At 71.7% G+C, this 18,862-nt stretch carries 18 protein-coding genes; 10 read left to right on the top strand and 8 right to left on the bottom strand.

All coding sequences use genetic code 11. The features are described from left to right. Positions 1 to 11 precede the first annotated feature (11 nt). Positions 12 to 476 carry a hypothetical protein gene (locus DFJ66_RS15205; RefSeq protein ID WP_121221894.1) on the bottom strand — a complete coding sequence of 155 codons (465 nt, stop codon included), beginning with the start codon at positions 474 to 476 and terminating at the stop codon, positions 12 to 14. 195 nt (positions 477 to 671) lie between these two features. Between DFJ66_RS15205 and DFJ66_RS15200 the strand changes: the two genes are divergently transcribed. The 3 genes from DFJ66_RS15200 to DFJ66_RS15190 all read left to right on the top strand — a co-directional run bounded on the left by DFJ66_RS15200 (position 672) and on the right by DFJ66_RS15190 (position 3,059). After that, positions 672 to 1,397: a lysophospholipid acyltransferase family protein gene (locus tag DFJ66_RS15200; protein WP_121221891.1), complete on the top strand. Its 726-nt coding sequence runs from the start codon at positions 672 to 674 to the stop codon at positions 1,395 to 1,397. Between the two features lie 22 nt (positions 1,398 to 1,419). After that, entirely contained in the window at positions 1,420 to 1,932 is a 513-nt protein-coding gene (locus tag DFJ66_RS15195; RefSeq protein WP_121221890.1) for a polyadenylate-specific 3'-exoribonuclease AS, read from the top strand. A gap of 101 nt (positions 1,933 to 2,033) precedes the next feature. Further along, positions 2,034 to 3,059 carry a 6-phosphofructokinase gene (locus tag DFJ66_RS15190; RefSeq protein ID WP_121221888.1) on the top strand — a complete coding sequence of 342 codons (1,026 nt, stop codon included), beginning with the start codon at positions 2,034 to 2,036 and terminating at the stop codon, positions 3,057 to 3,059. A gap of 725 nt (positions 3,060 to 3,784) precedes the next feature. Here DFJ66_RS15190 and DFJ66_RS15185 read toward each other — a convergent pair. Then, on the bottom strand, positions 3,785 to 4,804 hold the full coding sequence (locus DFJ66_RS15185; RefSeq protein WP_121231204.1) for a DUF2891 domain-containing protein: 1,020 nt from the start codon (positions 4,802 to 4,804) through the stop codon (positions 3,785 to 3,787). Between the two features lie 64 nt (positions 4,805 to 4,868). Here DFJ66_RS15185 and DFJ66_RS15180 point away from each other — a divergent pair, with 64 nt between their 5' ends. Then, a complete protein-coding gene (locus DFJ66_RS15180; protein WP_121221886.1) occupies positions 4,869 to 6,257 on the top strand; it encodes a class II 3-deoxy-7-phosphoheptulonate synthase in 1,389 nt (462 codons plus the stop codon). An 84-nt stretch (positions 6,258 to 6,341) separates the two neighbouring features. Here the strand turns inward: DFJ66_RS15180 and DFJ66_RS15175 are convergent, their stop codons facing one another. Continuing rightward, positions 6,342 to 8,462: a Stk1 family PASTA domain-containing Ser/Thr kinase gene (locus DFJ66_RS15175; RefSeq protein WP_121221884.1), complete on the bottom strand. Its 2,121-nt coding sequence runs from the start codon at positions 8,460 to 8,462 to the stop codon at positions 6,342 to 6,344. Between the two features lie 186 nt (positions 8,463 to 8,648). Here DFJ66_RS15175 and DFJ66_RS15170 point away from each other — a divergent pair, with 186 nt between their 5' ends. After that, the gene (locus DFJ66_RS15170) at positions 8,649 to 9,014 is read left to right on the top strand and encodes an Rv2175c family DNA-binding protein (RefSeq protein WP_211351176.1); all 366 of its coding nucleotides are present in this window, start codon (positions 8,649 to 8,651) and stop codon (positions 9,012 to 9,014) included. 7 nt (positions 9,015 to 9,021) lie between these two features. Here DFJ66_RS15170 and DFJ66_RS44255 read toward each other — a convergent pair whose 3' ends face one another. Together DFJ66_RS44255 and mptB are read right to left on the bottom strand one after the other, a co-directional pair. Then, complete coding sequence (locus tag DFJ66_RS44255) at positions 9,022 to 9,939, bottom strand: phytoene/squalene synthase family protein (protein ID WP_121221882.1); 918 nt, start codon at positions 9,937 to 9,939, stop codon at positions 9,022 to 9,024. Continuing rightward, positions 9,936 to 11,447 carry a polyprenol phosphomannose-dependent alpha 1,6 mannosyltransferase MptB gene (gene mptB, locus DFJ66_RS44250; protein WP_281276615.1) on the bottom strand — a complete coding sequence of 504 codons (1,512 nt, stop codon included), beginning with the start codon at positions 11,445 to 11,447 and terminating at the stop codon, positions 9,936 to 9,938. The genes DFJ66_RS44255 and mptB overlap by 4 nt, the downstream gene beginning before the upstream one ends. Before the next feature lie 87 nt (positions 11,448 to 11,534). Between mptB and DFJ66_RS15155 the strand changes: the two genes are divergently transcribed. Further along, positions 11,535 to 12,251, top strand: a complete 717-nt coding sequence (locus tag DFJ66_RS15155) for an ABC transporter ATP-binding protein (RefSeq protein ID WP_121221880.1) — start codon at positions 11,535 to 11,537, stop codon at positions 12,249 to 12,251. 5 nt (positions 12,252 to 12,256) lie between these two features. Continuing rightward, the gene (locus DFJ66_RS15150; RefSeq protein ID WP_121231198.1) at positions 12,257 to 12,991 is read left to right on the top strand and encodes an ABC transporter permease; all 735 of its coding nucleotides are present in this window, start codon (positions 12,257 to 12,259) and stop codon (positions 12,989 to 12,991) included. Here the strand turns inward: DFJ66_RS15150 and crtI are convergent. Continuing rightward, positions 12,924 to 14,417: a phytoene desaturase family protein gene (gene crtI / locus DFJ66_RS15145; protein ID WP_121221878.1), complete on the bottom strand. Its 1,494-nt coding sequence runs from the start codon at positions 14,415 to 14,417 to the stop codon at positions 12,924 to 12,926. The two genes, DFJ66_RS15150 and crtI, sit on opposite strands and share 68 nt — an antisense overlap. Position 14,418: 1 nt before the next feature. Then, entirely contained in the window at positions 14,419 to 15,489 is a 1,071-nt protein-coding gene (locus DFJ66_RS15140) for a polyprenyl synthetase family protein (RefSeq protein ID WP_121221876.1), read from the bottom strand. A 105-nt stretch (positions 15,490 to 15,594) separates the two neighbouring features. Between DFJ66_RS15140 and DFJ66_RS15135 the strand changes: the two genes are divergently transcribed. The 3 genes from DFJ66_RS15135 to DFJ66_RS15125 all read left to right on the top strand — a co-directional run bounded on the left by DFJ66_RS15135 (position 15,595) and on the right by DFJ66_RS15125 (position 18,148). After that, the gene (locus DFJ66_RS15135) at positions 15,595 to 16,479 is read left to right on the top strand and encodes a methylenetetrahydrofolate reductase (RefSeq protein WP_121221874.1); all 885 of its coding nucleotides are present in this window, start codon (positions 15,595 to 15,597) and stop codon (positions 16,477 to 16,479) included. Positions 16,480 to 16,545: 66 nt separating this feature from the next. Beyond that, positions 16,546 to 17,133, top strand: a complete 588-nt coding sequence (locus tag DFJ66_RS15130; RefSeq protein ID WP_121231196.1) for an RNA polymerase sigma factor — start codon at positions 16,546 to 16,548, stop codon at positions 17,131 to 17,133. After that, positions 17,126 to 18,148, top strand: a complete 1,023-nt coding sequence (locus DFJ66_RS15125) for a CU044_5270 family protein (protein WP_121221872.1) — start codon at positions 17,126 to 17,128, stop codon at positions 18,146 to 18,148. Before DFJ66_RS15130 ends, DFJ66_RS15125 begins: the two co-directional genes overlap by 8 nt. On the opposite strand, the gene DFJ66_RS15120 is transcribed toward DFJ66_RS15125, so the two are convergent. Next, complete coding sequence (locus DFJ66_RS15120; RefSeq protein ID WP_121221870.1) at positions 18,145 to 18,795, bottom strand: DUF3153 domain-containing protein; 651 nt, start codon at positions 18,793 to 18,795, stop codon at positions 18,145 to 18,147. The genes DFJ66_RS15125 and DFJ66_RS15120 overlap by 4 nt on opposite strands. Positions 18,796 to 18,862: the final 67 nt, after the last annotated feature.

Here is an 18,862-nt window from a genome sequence, read left to right as displayed (position 1 = left end):
CGGGGAACGCTTTACAGGACCGCCCCGTCGTCCCAGCCGGAGTCCGGCGGAGGGCCGTTGCGGATGCGGAGGACCAGCCAGCCGGCGCCCGAGCACAGCACGATCAGGGCCAGCGGGGTGCCGATGGCGGACGTCAGGCCGAACAGGCCGGGCGCGACCAGGAGCACCACCCCGAGCAGCATGATCAGGAGGGCGGCGATCGTGCCGGCGCGCAAGGCGGGCAGCGGAGGCGGTTCCGGCGGCACGAAGTGGTCGTCCGGGTCGTCGTCGTCCTCGTCGTCGGCCGTGGCCACCGCCGGTTGCCCCTCGGGGCGGGTCGGCTTCGCGGGTTCGGCTTCGGTGTCGTCGTCCTCGAAGGAATCGGTCGCATCGGGCCACGTGCGGCCCACGCCTTCGCGTTCGAGCCCGGCCACGATCTCGGCGAACGTGGCGTCCACGTCCTCCGGTCCGTCCGTCGAGTCCCGTCGGGAGTTCATCGGCGTGTTCCAACCCCTCCAGGCGCGTCCTCTGCCAGGGTTCATCGTCCCACGAGCCCGTTGTGTTGCGGATTACGGCAGCCGGTGGGACTTGCGACCGTACCGCCCGCACACCGGTCTTCGTTGCTCCTGGTGCGGTCGGCTCCGTACGCTGGCCGCCGGGGAACGAAGCACGTCGAGGAGGCGCTCGCAGCGGTGCTCTACTGGTTGATGAAACACATCTTTCTCGGGCCGCTCCTGAACCTGTTCTTCCGCCCGAAGATCATCGAGGGCGCGGAGAACATCCCCAAGGAGGGCGGCGCGATCCTGGCGTCCAACCACCTGGCCGTCTCCGACTCGTTCTTCCTCCCGCTGAAGCTCTCCCGCCGGGTCACGTTCCCCGCCAAGATCGAGTACTTCACCGGCAAGGGCCTCAAGGGCGCGTTCCAGCGCTGGTTCTTCTCCGGCGTCGGCCAGGTCCCGATCGACCGGTCCAGCGCCTCCGCCGCGCAGGCCGCGCTGGACACCGGCGTCCGGATCGTCCGCGAGGGCAAGCTGCTGGGCATCTACCCCGAGGGCACCCGCTCGCCCGACGGCCGCCTCTACAAGGGCAAGGTCGGCGTCGCGTGGATCGCCCTGGAGTCCGGCGCGCCGGTCATCCCGGTCGCCATGTTCGGCACCGACAAGGCCAACCCCATCGGCTCGAAGATGTGGAAGCCGTACCCGATCCGGATCAAGATCGGCAAGCCGCTGGACTTCTCCCGCTACGCCGGGCTCTCCGGCGACCGGTTCGTGCTGCGGTCGATCACCGACGAGATCATGTACGCCCTGATGGAGCTGTCCGGCCAGGAGTACGTGGACGTCTACGCGGCCAAGGCTAAGGAAGCCGCCGCCCCGGAGAAGCCGGAGGCCGATCGCCTGCCCGAGGCGAAGGCCGGCTGACCGGCACCCCTAAGGTTGGCGGGTGCGGTTCTTCTACGACTGTGAGTTCATCGAAGACGGGGTGACGATCGACCTCGTCTCCATCGGCGTGGTCGACGAGGAAGGCCGCGAGTTCTACGCCGTCTCCACCGAGTTCGACCCGGACAAGGCCGGGCCGTGGGTGCGCGCGAACGTCCTCAACCAGCTCCCGCCGCCGGCGGACAAGGCGTGGCGCAGCCGCGAGCGCATCCGGCGCGACCTGCTGGAGTTCCTCGGCGGGCCGAAGGCCAACCGGGACGACATCGAGCTGTGGGCGTGGTTCGCCGCCTACGACCACGTCGCCCTGGCCCAGCTGTGGGGCCCGATGCCCGCACTGCCCCGCTGCCTGCCCCGCTTCACCCGCGACCTGCGGCAACGCTGGGAGGACGTCGGCAAGCCCCGCCTGCCCCAAGCCCCCGCCGACGCCCACGACGCGCTCGCCGACGCCCGCCACAACCTCGCCCGCTGGAAGGTGATCGAGGCCGAGCGCGCCCGGCGCGGGTTCGTGTTGCGCTGAGGTTGCGGACGGGGGTCCGAAAGGTGGGACCCTGCCTTGCTGCACCGATCCAGGGCGTGTCAGTCTTGGGTGACCCACGCCACGAAGAGATTGGTAAGCAAATGCGCATCGGTGTGCTCACCGGCGGTGGTGACTGTCCCGGTCTGAACGCGGTCATCCGCGCGGTCGTCCGCAAGGGCATCGAGGTCCACGGCTGGGAGATCGTGGGGTTCCGCAACGGCTGGCAGGGTCCCGTCGAGGGCCTGTCCAAGCCCATCGGGCTCGCTGACGTCGAGGACATCCTGACCCGGGGCGGCACCATCCTGGGCTCCTCGCGCACCAACCCGTACAAGCTCGACGGCGGTGTCGACAAGATCCGCAAGGTGCTGGCCGACCAGGGCGTCGACGCGCTCGTCGCAATCGGCGGCGAGGACACCCTCGGCGTGGCCAAGCGGCTGACCGACGACGGCATCGGCGTCGTGGGCGTGCCGAAGACCATCGACAACGACCTCGGCGCGACCGACTACACCTTCGGCTTCGACACCGCGGTCCACATCGCCACCGAGGCCATCGACCGCCTCCGCACGACGGCCGAGTCCCACCACCGGGCCCTGGTCGTCGAGGTCATGGGCCGGCACGCGGGCTGGATCGCCCTGCACTCGGGCCTCGCGGGTGGTGCCAACGTCATCCTGGTGCCCGAGCGGCAGTTCAGCGTCGAGAAGGTCGTCGAGTGGGTGGAACGGCGCTTCGAGCGCCAGTACGCCCCGATCATCGTCGTCGCCGAGGGCGCGATCCCCGAGGGCGGCGCCGAGGTGCTGCACTCCGGCGAGAAGGACGCCTTCGGCCACGTGCGCCTGGGCGGCGTCGGCACCTGGCTGGCCGAGGAGATCGCCGAGCGGACCGGCAAGGAGTCCCGCGCGGTCGTCCTGGGCCACACCCAGCGCGGCGGCATCCCCACCGCGTACGACCGCGTCCTGGCGACCCGGTTCGGCCTGCACGCGGTGGACGCGGTGGCCGAGGGCGACTTCGGCGTCATGGTGGCCCTCAAGGGCACCGACATCGTGCGGGTGAAGCTGTCGGAGGCGACGGCGGAACTGAAGACGGTCCCGCTGGAGCGTTACGCCGAGGCCGAGGTCTTCTTCGGCTGAGACCCGTTGTGCCAGGGCGCCTTCGGACAGACCACCGCTCCGTCCGAAGGCGCCCTTCGCGCGCAACGCGCTCTTCGCTTTTCGGCGCGCGCAGCGCGCTGTGTCGTGGTCCCAACCACAGGTGGAGGGCCTCGGTTCCCCCGCCGTATGGCCTGCCCGAAGGGCTACCACATTTTGGGTCGGGTGCAGCCGAAAGTTTTTGCGAGGAACGAGCAAAAAGTTTTAGCGGCACCCGGCCCAAAATGTGGTTGGCTCCGCCAGGCCATACGGCGGGGGAACCGACGCCCTTCACCCCCCGCTGGCGGCCTGCCGCGCGGCGAGCGCCGCTTTTCATCTTTTGATCTTGAGAGCGCGCAGCGCTCCCAAGAGCGCGAAGCGCGTTCGGCTTGAGAGCGAAGCGTTCCGGTTCAAAGCTCTTAAAAGCGAAAAGAGCCTCGCCGGCGGGCAGGCCACCAAAGATGACTCAACTGCAACGGCGGGGGCTTCTTGCTTTTGCCATCTCCGTATGGCCTGGCGGAGCCTACCACATTTTCCAGGGGTTGCCGCTAAAACTTTTGCTCGTTCCTCGCAAAACTTTCGGCTGCAACCCCTGGAAAATGTGGTAGCCCTTCGGGCAGGCCATACGGAGATGACAAAAGCAAGAAGCCCAAGTTGGGTTGTGTCCTCTCCGGTGGACTGCCGACTCGCCGGCTTCGCCGAAGAACCCGTGCTGCGCGTGGGTGGTTCTAGGCGAAGGCGCCCAGGGACAGGTACGTGGCGAACGAGCCCAGCCAGTGTTCGGCGTAGTAGCCGTGGCCGAAGACGTATCGGAGGCCTGCCTCGCGGTGGTCCTCGGCGGCTGTCAGGGCTAGTTGGCGGTAGCGGTGGTCGTCTGGGAGTGCGTCGCCGATCGAACGCCAGCACCATGCTCGGGACAGGGCCAAGCCGACCAGGTGGGAGCCGTAGGGGTCGCTCGGGTCGTCCACCGGCACTGGCTCGCGCAGGACCTTCCAGCGGGCCTCGTCGAGGGTTGGCAGGAACGACTCGAACCACGTCGGGAAGTCCGGCAGCACTCGGCGCACCAGGTCTGCCTCGGTCAGCGCCGGGGACAGGAAGTCTGCCGCGTCCGGTTCGAAGCCGCCGTAGTCGCGGTCCTCGCGGTGCCAGCGGAGGGCGGCCTCGGCGCAGGCGTCGGCCAGGTCGTCGTCGTTCAGGGCGCGGGCCGCGTCGAGGGTCAGGCCGGTTGCGAAGGCGGTGTTGGCGTGGGTTCCGGCTCGGATGGGCAGTCGGGCGTGTGACACCCAGTCGAGGTAGCGCGAGCGGACCACTTCGGACAGCGGTCCCAGGTCCCACGGGGCCGAGTCCCACGTTCGCAGCTCCGCGTCCAGCACCAGCAGCCACGCCCAGCCGTACGGGCGTTCCCAGAACGCGCCCATCGGGCCGGCGAAGAAGTCGGCTTCCGTCTGCACGCCCGCGGGGGTGATGAGGGTGTCCAGCGCACGGCGTGCCTCGTCGGCGCTGGCGAGGGAAGGGCGCAGGCGCAGCAACCGGACCATGAGCCACGTCTGGTGCACGCACGAGTGCCAGTCGAACGAACCCGCGAACACCGGGTGCAGCACCCGCTGCGGCACCAGGTCCGCGTCCGAGGACACGACGTGCATCCAGTGCACCGGGTGATCGCGCAGGACGTTGGCGGTCGCGGTCGACAGCAGGCGGTCTGCCGTGGTGTCGTCCAGCAGGTGGTCGTCCGCAGGGGTGACGGGCATGACGCTCATCATGCCGAGGCCCACCCGCCCCCGTCTCTCAGTGTGGACCGCCTACCCTTAACACGTGAACTGGACTGTGGACGTGCCCGTGGACACGCTTCCCGAGCTGCCGCCGCTTCCGCCCGAGCTTCGCACGCGACTGGACGACGCCCTGGGCCGCCCCGCGGCGCAGCAGCCCGAGTGGCCGGACGCCGAGCAGGTGCGCCGGGTGCGCGCCGTGCTGGAGAGCGTGCCGCCGATCACCGTGCCGGCCGAGATCGACCGACTCCGCGAGAACCTCGCGGGCGTCGCGCGTGGCGAGGCCTTTCTGCTGCAGGGCGGCGACTGCGCGGAGACGTTCGCGGACAACACCGAGCCGCACATCCGCGCGAACGTCCGGACCCTGCTCCAGATGGCCGTCGTCCTCACCTACGGCGCGAGCCTGCCGGTGGTGAAGATCGGCCGCATCGCGGGCCAGTACGCCAAGCCCCGCTCGTCCAACATCGACGCGCTGGGCCTGCCGTCCTACCGCGGCGACATCGTGAACTCGCTGGTCACGACCCCCGAGGCGCGCATCCCGGACCCGTCGCGGATGATCCGCGCCTACGCCAACGCGGGCGCGGCGATGAACCTGCTGCGCGCGATGACCAGCGCCGGCATGGCCGACCTGCACCGGCTGCACGAGTGGAACAAGGACTTCGTGCGCACCTCGCCCGCGGGCGAGCGGTACGAGGCGCTGGCCGCCGAGATCGACCGGGGCCTGCGGTTCATGTCGGCGTGCGGCGTGGACGACTCGTCGCTGCACACCACCGAGATCTTCGCCTCGCACGAGGCCCTGCTGCTGGACTACGAGCGGGCGCTGCTGCGCCTGGACACCACCAGTGACCAGCCCAAGCTGTACGACCTGTCCTCGCACTTCCTGTGGATCGGCGAGCGGACCCGGCAGCTGGACGGCGCGCACATCGCGTTCGCCGAGCTGCTGGCCAACCCGATCGGCCTGAAGATCGGCCCGTCGACCACGCCGGAGATGGCGGTCGAGTACGTCGAGCGGCTGGACCCGTACAACCAGCCCGGCCGGTTGACCCTGATCAGCCGGATGGGCAACGGCAAGGTGCGCGACGTCCTGCCGGCCATCGTGGAGAAGGTCACCGCGTCGGGCCACCAGGTCATCTGGCAGTGCGACCCGATGCACGGCAACACGCACGAGTCGTCCACCGGCTACAAGACCCGGCACTTCGACCGGATCGTGGACGAGGTGCAGGGCTTCTTCGAGGTGCACCGGCGGCTGGGCACCCACCCGGGCGGCATCCACATCGAGCTGACCGGCGAGGACGTCACCGAGTGCCTGGGCGGCGCGCAGGAGATCTCGGACACCGACCTGGCCGGCCGGTACGAGACGGCGTGCGACCCGCGGTTGAACACCCAGCAGTCGCTGGAGCTGGCGTTCCTCGTGGCGGAGATGCTGCGCAGCTGACGCCCGTACGAACGTGAACGCCCCGGCGGAGTTCCGCCGGGGCGTTTTCGCGTCTCGCGAGGCCGCGTCGGCGTCGCGGCGATCTCACACCGCGATCAGGACGATCTTGGTGCCCTTCGGCACGCGTTCGCCGCCGCGGATGGACTGGTTCACCACCCTCGCGCGATCGCGGTTGTTGAACTGGACCTCGACCTGCAACCCGGCCTTCTGCAGCTCTTCCTTGGCGTCCTTGACCGACTTGCCCTCGACGTTGGGCACGAGCACGCCCCGGTCCTGGGCGATGATCACCGTGACCTTCTTGTCGGTGGTCAGGGTGGTGCCGGCCGCCGGGGTGGTGCGGATGACCCGGCCGCCCTCGACCTCGCCGGAGGGCTCCTGCGGCCCCTCGACGGGCTCGAAACCCGCTGCCGACAGCTCGGCGAAGGCCTCGTCCTTGGTCTTGCCCTTCACGTTCGGCACGGGCTTGGGCTCGACGCCCTTGCTCAGCACGATGGTGACCGTCGTGCCGATGTCGACCGGGGTGCCGGGCGCGGGCTTGAGGGTGACCACCTTGCCCTTGGGCACCCGGTCGCTGAACGCGTCCTCGGCCGGGTTGAGCTGGGACTTCAGGCCCGCGGACGCGATCTCCTTCTCGGCCGCCGCCGTCTCGGACCCGGCCGCCACCTGGGGCACCACGGGCTTGCCGCGCGAGACGATGACCTTCACCAGGTCGCCGCGGGTCAGCTCGGTGCCGCCGGCGGGCTCGGTGCGCAGGACCTGGCCGTTGGGCACGGTGTTGCTGTTCTCCGTGCTGACGGCGGTCTTGAGGGAGGCGTCCTCGATGATCGCGGTGGCCACGTCCTGCTCCTTGCCGACCACGTCGGGCACGGAGGCGACCTTGCCGATGGACAGCCACCACGCGGTCAGGCCGATCAGGACCGCCGCCACCAGCGCGATGCTCATCCAGGTGATGAGCTGCTTCTTGCCCTTCGCCCGCAGCTCGGCCTGGATCTGCTCGGGCGTCTTCTTGCGCGGCGGGCGCTTGGGGCGGGGCTTCGGCGTGCCGGGGGGCGTCGGTGGGCCAGGAGGTGTCAGGGGGCCGAGGGGCGTGCCGCCCGCCGGTGTGCCCGTGGCGGGGTCGCCGAGGAAGGCGCGGGGCATCGCCCGCGTGCCCTGGGGGCCGCCGGTGTCCGGGCGGCGGACGGGGACCGTGGGGTCGGCGTAGGCGACCGCCCCCACCCCCGCCGCGCCCACGCCGACCGGCTGGACGCGGACCGTCGCCGGTTCCGCCGACGGGTGCGGGGCGATGGCGGTGGCCTCCGCCGAGGGGAGCGGGGCGATGGCGGTGGCGTCGGCGGCGTGCGTGACGGCGGGCACGTCCACCTGCGGGATGCCCAGGGTGGCGCGGGCGGTCTCGACCTCGGACAGGAAGGCCTCCGCGTCGGCGGGACGCAGGAACGGCTCCTTGCGGGTGGCCCGGCGGACCAGCTCCGCGACCTCGGCGGGGACGTCCCGCAGCGCCGGCACCTCGTCGTTGACGTGCTGGTAGGCCACCGAGATGGCGTTCTCGCCCACGAACGGGGGCGTGCCGGTCAGCATCTCGTACAGCAGCACGCCGGCCGCGTAGACGTCGCTGCGGGCGTCCGCCGCGCCGGTGGTCACCTGTTCGGGGGACAGGTAGGCGACGGTGCCCATGATGGTGGTGTTGTCGCTGGTGATGCCGGGTGTCGACACGGCCCGGGCCAGGCCGAAGTCCGCCACCTTCACCACGCCGCCGCGCCCGATGAGGACGTTCTCCGGCTTCACGTCCCGGTGCACCAGGTCCGCGCGGTGCGCGGCGGCCAGGGGGGAGAGGACCTTCTCCAGCACGGTCAGGGCGAGGGGCACGTCCAGCCGGCCGCGCTCGTTGAGCAGGTCGCGCAGGGTGCCGCCCTCGACCAGTTCCATCACCAGGTACACGCGGTCCTCGTCCACGCCCTGGTCGTGCACCGCCACCACGCCGGGGTGGTGCAGCCCGGCCGCCGCCCGCGCCTCGCGCTCGAACCGCGCCACGAACTGCGGGTCGGAGGAGAACTGCGGGTCCATGACCTTGATGGCCACCGGCCGTTCCAGGCGCGTGTCGACACCCCGGTACACGGTGGACATGCCTCCGCGTGCCACCAGGGCGCCCACTCGGTAGCGCTGCTCCAGCAGCCCGCCGATCACGTTCGTCGCCGACCTCTCCACAGCCGAGGATCGTACGGTGGGGTGGAACCGACCCGTGCCGTGCGCTGTCGAGCATCCCCGCGCGCGTGTGGGATCCGTGTCAAAGTCGCATGAAACAGGGGGTGTCCGGGAGGAGACCCGCGGGTGTACCGCCACCACCCGGTTGGCGCAGGGCGTTGCTCCGCGCGTTGTGGCATCGTGGCGCACGTGAGTGCGATTCCTGCCGCTGCGGATGTGCTGGCTCCCGACCTGGAGGTGCTCGACCTCCCGCAGGTCGCCGAGCGCCTCGGCTTGCCGATCAACCGTGTCCACCAGTTGTTGCGCGACGGCCAGTTGCTCGCGGAGCGCCGCAACGGTGTCCTCGTCGTCCCCGCCGCATTCCTCGCCGCCGGAGGCGTGGTGAAGGGGCTGCCCGGCACCATCACGGTGCTGCGCGACTCCGGCTACTCGACCGATGAGATCCTGCGCTGGCTGTTCACCGAAGACGAGACCCTGCCGGGCACGCCCATCGAGGCGTTGCGCGGCGACCGCGGGCGCGAGGTCAAGCGCCGCGCCCAGGCGATGGGCTTCTGAAGTTCCCCTAGTGGTCGTCCGGGCGGTTCCAGGTGAGCCGCCCGGACACGGCTCGTGCGGTCACGGCCTTGAGCAGACCGGGTAGCGCCACGGCGGCCCGAGTGGTGTTCGGCACGACCACCCGCTTGTCGAGGACGTTGTAGTCGGCGGCGGCGATCTCGTCGAGGATGGCGCGGTAAAGGACCAGCGCGGTGTGCACGCACGGTCGTGCGGCCGGTTGGAGCAGTTCGATGCCGCCCTCGGCCTCCCGGTAGGTGGCCAGCGTCACCGCCATGACGTGCTGGATCGCGCGTCGGATGCGCTGGTCGGCGCGGCCGGTGCGGCGCGACCACGCCAGCAGCTCCCGGTCGACGCCGTGCGCGTGCAGGACGTCCTGGGGCAGGTAGACGCGGCCCCGGTCGAGGTCTTCGCCGATGTCGCGCAGGAAGTTGGTCAGCTGGAACGCCCGGCCCAGGGCGGCGGCGGCCGGTTCGGCGTGGGCGCGCGGGGCGACGGTGCCGAAGACCGGCAGCAGCTGGAGTCCGATGACCTCCGCGGACCCGTGCACGTACTTGCCCAGCTCCGCGAAGGACGCGTACTCGGTGGTGTGCAGGTCCATCCGCATGGACGCCAGGAAGTCGCCGAACAGGCCGTGGTCGATGCGGTAGCGGCGGACGGTGTCGGCCAGGGCGGTCAGCACCGGGTGCCCGGTCGGCCGGCCCGCCAGCTCGTCCTCCACCTGGCGTTCCAGGGTGTCCAGGTCGGCGGCCGGGTCGGCGTGCCGCCCGTCGTCCACGATCTCGTCGGCCCAGCGCGCGAAGCCGTACAGGGCGTGCACGGCGGGTCGGTCGCGGCGCGGCAGCAGGCGCGTGGCCAGGAAGAACGTGCGACCGTGACGGGCGTTGAGGGCTCGGCAGCGGGCGTAGGCGGCGTCCAGCTCGCTCACGTGTACCTGCTGGACAGCCGCAGCGGGTCGGGCTTGACCAGGGTCACGCACGCCAGCGCGGACACGGCCACGGTCAGCAGCAGGTAGCCCCACGAGTACAGCGCGGTGTCGCCGTTGGGGAAGGTCACCAGCAGCAGGAACACGGAGAAGAACGTCACCTTCTGGAGGTTCTTCGTGCTCCACGCCAGGCCCGCGCCCAGCACCAGCGCCCAGCTGAAGTACCAGGGCAGCGTGGCCGGCGACAGCAGCGCCACGGCGAGCATGGTGATGGCCGCGCGGCGCACCGCCTCGGGACCGCCGTCCTCGGCCACCCGCCACTGCCGCCACGCGATGTAGAGCAGCAGCAGCGACCCGAGGCCGCGCGCGATGGTCATGAACCAGCCCGGCTCGACCCGGACGAACGCGCTGACCACGGTGTGCACGAAGTCGCCGACCGCGCTGGGCAGCGACAGCCAGTTGACGATGGTGGACGACGAGCTCAGCGCCGGGATCCAGCCCAGGTCCAGGCCGGAGGCCAGCGTGGTGGCGGTGAACACGGCGGTGAAGGTGGTCACGCCGCCCGCGATGGCCTTGCCCAGCTGCGCGGTGCGGGTGCCCTCCAGCCGGCGTGCCCACACCAGCACCAGGAACGGCAGCGCGACCACGGCGGTGGCCTTCACGGCGAACGCGAGGGTCACCAGGGCGATGCCCAGCACGTGCTTGCGGTCCAGGACGAACAGGCAGCCCGCCGCGAGCATGCCGACCATCAGCAGGTCGTTGTGCGCGCCGCCGATGAGGTGGACCAGCATCAACGGGTTCGCGGCGGCCACCCACAGCGCGATCGCGGGCCGGCCGCCCAGGTGCCGGGCCAGGCCGGGCAGCGCCCACACGAGCATCGCCAGACCCACGCCGAGCACCAGCCGCATCAGGACCACGCCACCGATGACGGACGCGTTGGTGACGCCCACGACCCCCATGGCGAGCATGAGGAACAACGGTCCGTAGGGGGCGGGCGTGTTCTGCCAGACCCAGCTGACGTTGTCCGACAACGGGCTCTGGAGGACCGCCGGGCCGACCTTGTAGGGGTCCAGGCCGTTGAGGGCGATCTGGCCCTGCGCGAGGTAGCTGTAGATGTCCTTGCTGAACAGCGGTGGCGCGAACAGCAGCGGCAGGGTCCAGGCGACGACCGCGGTGAGCACGGCCTGGCTGCCGACGTGCCGGTTGCGGACCATGCGGCCCAGCCGCACCCACGCCCAGATGACCAGGCCCAGGCCCACGTAGAGGATCGCGGTGGCCAGGTCGTGGCCGTGGCCGTAGCGGATCCAGCTCAGCGAGGTGTCGGTGAGCAGGGGGTCGCGCTTGAGGATCGCGCCCGCGCCCGTACCGCCCAACGCGACCAGCATGACGCCGGCGACACCGAGCAGGATCGTCCTGATGGGTATGCCACCGGGATCCGGCGCCTGGGTAGCACCGGAGCGCACCGGTTCCACAGGTGCGCTGGATCGGGGAAGGGACGGGGTCGCGGCCATCTCGGCAACATCGTCGCATAGGCCGAATGACCACATGTTGCAAGTGGCGCTTTCCAAGTCGGCTAGGTCGGAGTGACAATTCAACGCATGGCCAATTCGGTGGCCGTCAGCGTCGACGGCTTGCGGGTCGTGCGTGGCGGGCGGGAAGTCGTCCGCTCGGTGAGTTTCGACGTGCCGCGCGGCACGGTGACCGGGCTGCTCGGGCCGAGCGGGTGCGGCAAGACCACGCTCATGCGGGCTGTCGTGGGCGTTCAGGTCGTCGCCGGCGGGTCGGTGACCGTGTTGGGGCACCCGGCGGGTAGTCCGGTGTTGCGGGATCGGATCGGGTACTCGACGCAGAGCCCGTCGGTCTACGCGGACCTGACCGTGCGGGAGAACCTGCGCTACTTCGCGTCCGTGCTCGGAGCCCCGAGGTCCGATGTGGACCGGGTGGTGGACGAGGTCGGGCTCAAGGGCCAGGCCGACCAGTTGGTCACCACTCTTTCGGGTGGCGAGCGCGGGCGGGCGAGCCTGGCCGTGGCGTTGCTGGGCCGGCCCGAGCTGGTGGTGCTGGACGAGCCGACCGTGGGGCTGGACCCGGTGCTGCGCGAGGAGCTGTGGAACCTGTTCCACGACCTGGCCGACCGGGGCGCGGCGCTGCTGGTGTCCAGCCACGTGATGGACGAGGCCGCGCGGTGCGATCGGCTGCTGCTCATGCGGGAGGGCGAGCTGCTGGCCGACGACACCCCGCAGGCGCTGCGCGACCGGACCGGCACACCGGACCTGGAGCAGGCGTTCCTGGCGTTGGTGAGGGGGACGGCGTGAACACCCTGAGCGGCGCGAACACCCTGGCCACCACCCGCCGCATCCTGACCCAGCTGCGGCACGACCACCGGACCGTGGCGCTGATGGTCCTCATGCCTTCGGTGCTGCTCGTGCTGCTGCGGTACGTGTTCGACTCCGAGCAGGCGTTCAGCCGGGCCGCGCCGGCGCTGCTGGGCGTCTTCCCGTTCGCGATCATGTTCATCGTCACGTCGATCACCACGCTGCGGGAACGGCTGACCGCCACCCTCGAACGGCTGATGACCATGCCGATCGGCAAGCTGGACCTGCTGCTGGGCTACGCGCTGGCGTTCGGGCTGGTGGCGGTCGTGCAGGTGGCGGTGGCGGCGACGGTCGCGCTGACGTGGCTGGGCTTGGAGATCGAGGGCTCGGTGGCGCTGCTGGTGCTCATCGCGGTGCTGGACGCGTTGCTGGGCATGGCGCTGGGGCTGTTCGCCAGCGCGTTCGCCCGCACGGAGTTCCAGGCGGTGCAGTTCATGCCCGCGATCGTGATGCCGCAGGTGCTGCTGTGCGGGCTGTTCGTGCCGCGCGACCAGATGGCGACCGTGCTGAACTGGATCTCCGACGTGATGCCGCTGTCCTACGCGGTGGACGCGCTGACCCAGGTCACCCGCTCGTCCGACGTGGACGGGACGCTGGTCCGCAACCTGCTGGTCATCGCGGGCTGTGCGCTCGCGGCCTTGCTGCTCGGCGCCGCGACCCTGCGCCGACGGACCCCGTGATCCGCTGGGCGGCCAGCTTCCCGGAGATCAGCACCGGCGGCACGCCCACGCCCGGCGTCGTGCCGCAGCCGGCCAGCACCGCGTTGTCCAGCACCAGGTTGCGCGGGCGGAACGGGCCGGTCTGGGCGAACGTGTGCGCGGCGGAGAACGGGGTGCCCGCGGCCAGGCCCATCGCGGCCCAGTCGCGCGGGGTGACCAGCCGTTCGACCTTGATCGCGTCGCCGAACCCGGTCAGGCCGCGCTGCTCCAGCGTCTGCACGAGCTCGTCGCGGTAGGCGGGGCCGACGCGGTCCCAGTCGATCGGGCCCAGCCGCAGGTTCGGGGCCGGGGCCAGGACGAACATGCCGCCGTCCGGTGGCGCGGTGACCAGCAGGGACGGGTCGGTCATCAGGCTGCCCCGGCGGGTCAGCTCCTCGAACGTGCGGTCCCAGGCCCGGCCGAAGAACAGCGTGTGGTGCGCCAGTTCCGGCCACGTCCGGTCGACGCCCGCGTGCAGGACCACGGCGGAGGGCGCCCACGTGATCGGCAGCGGGCGGCGGGGGCGGTGGCCCAGCAGGCGGTAGGACATCGGCAGGTCCGGCGTGAGGACCACGGCGTCGCACGGGATGCGCTCGCCCTGCGTCGTCCGCACGGCGGTCACGCGGCGGCCGATGCGTTCCAGCCAGGCCACCTTGGTGCGGTAGCGCAGGTCCGCGCCGGCGTCCTCGGCGGCAGCCGCCAGCGCGTCCGGAAGCGCACGCATCCCGCCGCGCGGGTAGTAGACGCCCGCGATGGTGTCCATGTACGCGATGACGCCGTACGCGCCGAGCGCCTTGCGCGGCGGCACGCCCGCATAAAGCGACTGGAACGAGAACACGCGCTGGAGGCGTTCGTCGGTCAGGAACCGCGCCACCGAGGGGCCGAGCCGGGCGAACCCGCGCAGCGCGGCGAGCTTGGCCAGGCGCGGGGTGAGCAGGTCCAGCGGGGAGTCGAAGTTCGCGCCGATGAACGCGTCCCGCTCGACCCGGTACAGCTCGGTCAGCCACGCCCGCAGCGCCCGGTAGCCCGCCGCCTGCTCCGGACCGGCGAACCGCCGGACCTCAGCCTCCATCGCCTCGGCGTCGGCGTGCACGTCCAGCACGGAGCCGTCGGCGAACCGCGCCCGGTACGCGGGGTCCACTTGGTGCAGGTCGAGGCGGTCCTCGAGGGTGTCGCCGACCGCGTTCAAGGCCTCTTCGACCAGCTCCGGCATGGTCAGCACGGTCGGGCCGGTGTCGAAGCGGTAGCCGTCGAGGTCCAGCCGTCCCGCCCGGCCGCCGGGCACGGCGTCCCGCTCGACCACGGTGACCCGCCGGCCCGCGCCCAGCAGGTGCAGCGCGGCCGAGAGGCCCGCCAGGCCCGCGCCCACCACGACGACGTGGTCGGTGCGGCCGGTGACCGTCCTCATGTCACGAGGTCCGTTTCGTGGCGCTGACGGCGAGCTGGGCGAGCCGGTCCCGCGCGGCCGGTTCGACGATCGGCGCGCGGTCCAGGGCGGTCAGCGCGGACTCGGTGAGCTCGGCGATCCGCTCCTCCACGGCGTCCACCGCGCCCACCTCGACCAGCTTGGCGCGCACCACGTCCACGGTGGCCACGTCCAGGTCGGGCCGGCCCAGGGCGTCGTGCAGCACGTCCGCACCGAACTCCATGCCCAGCGCGACCAGCAGCGTCCGCTTGCCCTCGCGCAGGTCGTCCCCGGCGGGCTTGCCGGTGACCGCCGGGTCGCCGAACACGCCGAGCAGGTCGTCGCGGAGCTGGAAGGCCACGCCGATGTCGGTGCCGAAGCTGCGCAGGCCGTCCACCAGCTCCGCGCTGCCGCCGCCGATCGCCGCACCCATGTGCAGGGGGCGTTCGACGGTGTACGCGGCGGTCTTGAGCCGGTCGATGCGCAGGGCGGCGTCCGGGGAGGCGTCGCCGCGGGCCTGGGTGAGCACGTCGAGGTACTGCCCGGCGAGCATCTCGGTGCGCATGTCCCGCCACGGGATGCTCAGCCGCTGGAGGGCGTCGGTGGGCAGGCCGGCGGCGAAGAGCATGTCGTCCGCCCACGCCAGCGCGATGTCGCCGATGAGCACCGAGGCCGCGAGGCCGAACCGCTCCGGCTCGCCCAGCCAGCCCTGCTCGCGGTGCTTGTCGGCGAACCGGACGTGCACGGTCGGCATCCCGCGCCGGGTCTCGGAGGCGTCCATCAGGTCGTCGTGGATCAACGCGCACGCCTGGATCAGCTCCAGCGAGCTGACCGCCGTGAGCACCGCCCCGGCCTGGTCGCCGTCCGGGTCGCCGCCCGCGGCCCGCCAGCCCCACCACGCGAACGTCGGCCGGACCCGCTTGCCGCCGCCGAGGACGAAGTCGGCCAGCGCGTCCACCACGCCGGCGAAGTTCTCCTCGGTGCGCGCTCCCTTGGTCTTGCGGTCGGCCAAGTAGCCTGCGAGGGCTGCGTCGACGTGCTTGGGCAGGTCCAGGTCCAACGGGTGGGGCGGCACCCGTCTATCGTCACCTCTCCCGCCGGGGCGGCTCCCACCGGGGGGCTCGTTCCACTCAGTGAAAGGGTTCTCCCACTGATCGGACCTACCTCTAGGCTTACGGGCATGACGTCGGTCGTCGAACGCATCACCACGGGTCGGCCCGTGTTCTCCGTGGAGTTCTTCCCGCCCCGGGACAACGACGACGAGCGCGTGCTGTGGAAGGCGATCCGCGAGCTGGAGGCGCTGGACCCCGCGTTCGTGTCCATCACCTACGGCGCGGGCGGCTCCACCCGGGACCGGACGGTCCGCACCACGGCCCGCGTGGTCCAGGAGACGACCCTGGTCCCGATGGCCCACCTCACCGCCGTCGACCACTCCGTGGCCGAGCTGCGCAACGTCATCGGCTGGTACGCGGCCGTGGGCGTGCGCAACATCCTGGCCGTGCGGGGCGACCCGCCCGGCGACGTCAACGGCGAGTGGGTCCCGCACCCGCAGGGCCTGACCTACGCGGAGGAACTGGTCCGGCTGTGCCGGGAACTGGGCAACTTCTGCGTGGGCGTCTCGGCGTTCCCGTACGGCCACCCGCGGTCGGCCGACCTGGACACGGACACGAAGTACCTGGTCCAGAAGCTGCGGGCGGGGGCGGACTTCGCCATCGCGCAGCTGTTCCTGAACCCGGAGGACTTCCTGCGCCTGCGCGACCGCGTGGCGGCGACCGGCTGCGACACGCTGCTCGTGCCCGGCCTGATGCCGCTGACGACCCCGCGGACGCTGGCCAAGTCGGTCGAGCTGTCCGGTGCCCCGCTGCCCGCCTCGGTGGCGGCCCGCCTGGAGCACCTGGCCGACGACCCGGTGGCGTTCCGGAAGGCGGGCGTGGACCTGGTGACGGAGATGGGCGAGCGCCTGCTGGCCGAAGGCGTGCCGGCGCTGCACTTCTACACGTTCAACCGCTCCAAGGCGACCCGCGAGGTCGTCGGGAGGCTCGGGCTGGTCCCCGCGCGCACCTGACGTCCTCGGGCGCTCGGGAAGGGCGCTCGTGAAGGGCGCGGCGGCCTGCGGGCAAGTACCAGCGTGATGATCGCGGACGAAGCGGTACCCAGCCCGAGCCCACCGCCGCCCCCGGACCTGTCGGGACCGGATCCGGCGGCGGTGTTCGGGCGGCTGTTCGACGAGCACGCCGTGCCCCTGCACGGCTACCTGGCCCGTCGGATCGGCGACCAGGTCGCGGACGACCTGGTGTCGGAGACGTTCCTGGTGGCGCTGCAGCAGCGCCACACCTACGACCCGAGCCGGGCCGGCGTGCGGCCGTGGCTGTTCGGGATCGCGTCCAACCTGCTGCGCCGGCACGTGCGGCAGGAGGTCCGCGGCTGGCGGGCTCGGGCCAGGGTCGGTGCCGATCGGGCGCAGGAGTCGCCCGAGGCCCGCACGGCCGAGCGGGTGACGGCGCAGCAGCGGGTCCGGCGGTTGGCCGGCGCGCTGGCCGCGTTGGAGCCGGGCGACCGGGACGTGCTCCTGCTCACCTCCTGGGGGCGGCTCACCGCTCCGGAAGTCGCGCAGGCGCTGGGCATCCCCGTGGGGACGGTCCACTCGCGCCTGCACCGGGTGCGTCGGTGGCTGCAAGCACAGGGTCCGGTCGTGGGTGGGGAGGACGTCGATGCGTGACGTGGAGTGGACCGAGGACGAGCTCGATCGGGCGCTGGACGGCCTGTACCGGGAGATCGAGACCGACCAGAGCGGCCTGCCCGGCGTGCGGGCGAACCTGGTGGCGGCGGCGCGGACTCCCGGAGCGGTTGATCTCGGTGGGCGGCGGCCGGTGCGGCGGCGGGTGCTCGCAGCGGCGGCGGTGGTTCTGCTCGTGGTCGCCGGGGTGGTGGCGCAGACCGTGGTGTTCGCCCCCGGCAGCGCGTCCGCGCAGGCCCGCGAGACCCTGACCAGCGCCGCAGACATCGCCGCACGCGCCCAGGACCCGGTGGTGACCGCCGGCCGGTACCGCCACGTGACCACCCACGCCTGGTGGCTGAAGACGGTCGGTGCGGAGGACCGCAGCTTCTCGTTCCTCAACGAGAACGTCGTCGAGGTCTGGATCCCCGCCGACCCGACCGGCGAGTGGCTGCAACGCCGCCGCGAGACCGGCAACCGCAAGTGGGTCGAGGGCACCGAAGCGGAAGCCCGCGCGGCCGGGGCCGTCATCGAGGAAGTCCCGTGGCCCGAGCAGCGCGCCAAGGGCGGCGCATTCAGCCAGAACCTGCCCGAGCACGGCGGCTGGCAGTTCCCCCGACCGGAGTTCGCCGCCGGCCTCCCGACCGACCCCGAGCAGCTCTACCAGCGGCTGCGCGCCGACAGCGGCGGCGGCGGGCGAGCCCTGGTCTACGCCGCCGACGCCCTGCGCACCGGCCTCCTGCCCGCCGCGACCCGGGCGAACCTGCTCCGCGCGCTGGCCCACCTCCCGGGCCTGGACGTCACCGACGACGCCGCCGACCTCGACGGCCGGCGGGGCGTGGCGCTGGGCGTCGCCGAGGACGGGGAGCGGCAGGAGATCATCCTGGACCCGGCCACCGGCGAGGTGATCGGCGAGCGGAAGGTGTCGGACTCGATGTTCGCCGGCGTCCCGAAGGGCACGGTGACCAGCTACTCGTCGGTCACGACGGCCGTGGTCGACGCCCTGCCCGGCAGCTAGGCCACCTGGCTGCGGCGGTGCGCCACGATCGCCAGCACGACCACGATCAGGGCCGCACCGCCGGTCAGCCCGGCCAGCAGCATGGTCCACCCGAAGTAGGACGGCGAGTTCTCCCCGGCGTACCGCACGGTCGCCTCCAGCATCGACGCCTGACCGGGCTTGGGCGACCAGGCGATCGTGGACGACTCCTCCTCCCGGCCGTTGGTCTCCACGACCTCGCCCGGGAAGCTGATCTTGACCTGGATGTCGGCCCGCTCCGGCGGCACCTGGGTCAGGTCGACCGACCCGTTCATCGTCACCAGGTCGCCCGACCGGCGGAAGCTCAGCTGGTACCGGCTCGACGACGCGCTCGTGGCCGCCGCCAGCGCGCGCACCTCGTCGAAGGTCAGGCCGCTGAAGAACAGCTGCGTGCCGGTGTAGTTGTCCTGCGCGTACGGCTTGGTGGTCACCCGGCTGGCCAGCTCGTTGGGCACCCGCAGCTGCGGGCCCGGGTCGTTGTCGCGCGTCGGCGGGGTCGCGGCGACGATCTCGCCGGACACCCGGTCGTCCTGCGACAACGCCATCGCCGCGTGCAGCCGGACGCACCCGGTCAGCGAGAAGAACGCGAGGAGCATCACCGGCAGGATCAGCGCTGTGGCCCTGGACACCCGGCCATCCTGCCGGCCGGGTCAAAAGTTGACCGCCCGAGCGGGGTCGTTCGGACCGCTAATTACC

Source organism: Saccharothrix variisporea (assembly GCF_003634995.1).
GTDB lineage: Bacteria > Actinomycetota > Actinomycetes > Mycobacteriales > Pseudonocardiaceae > Actinosynnema > Actinosynnema variisporeum.
Note: the sequence above shows the minus strand (reverse complement) of the source record. Positions and strands in the feature narration are given on the sequence as shown.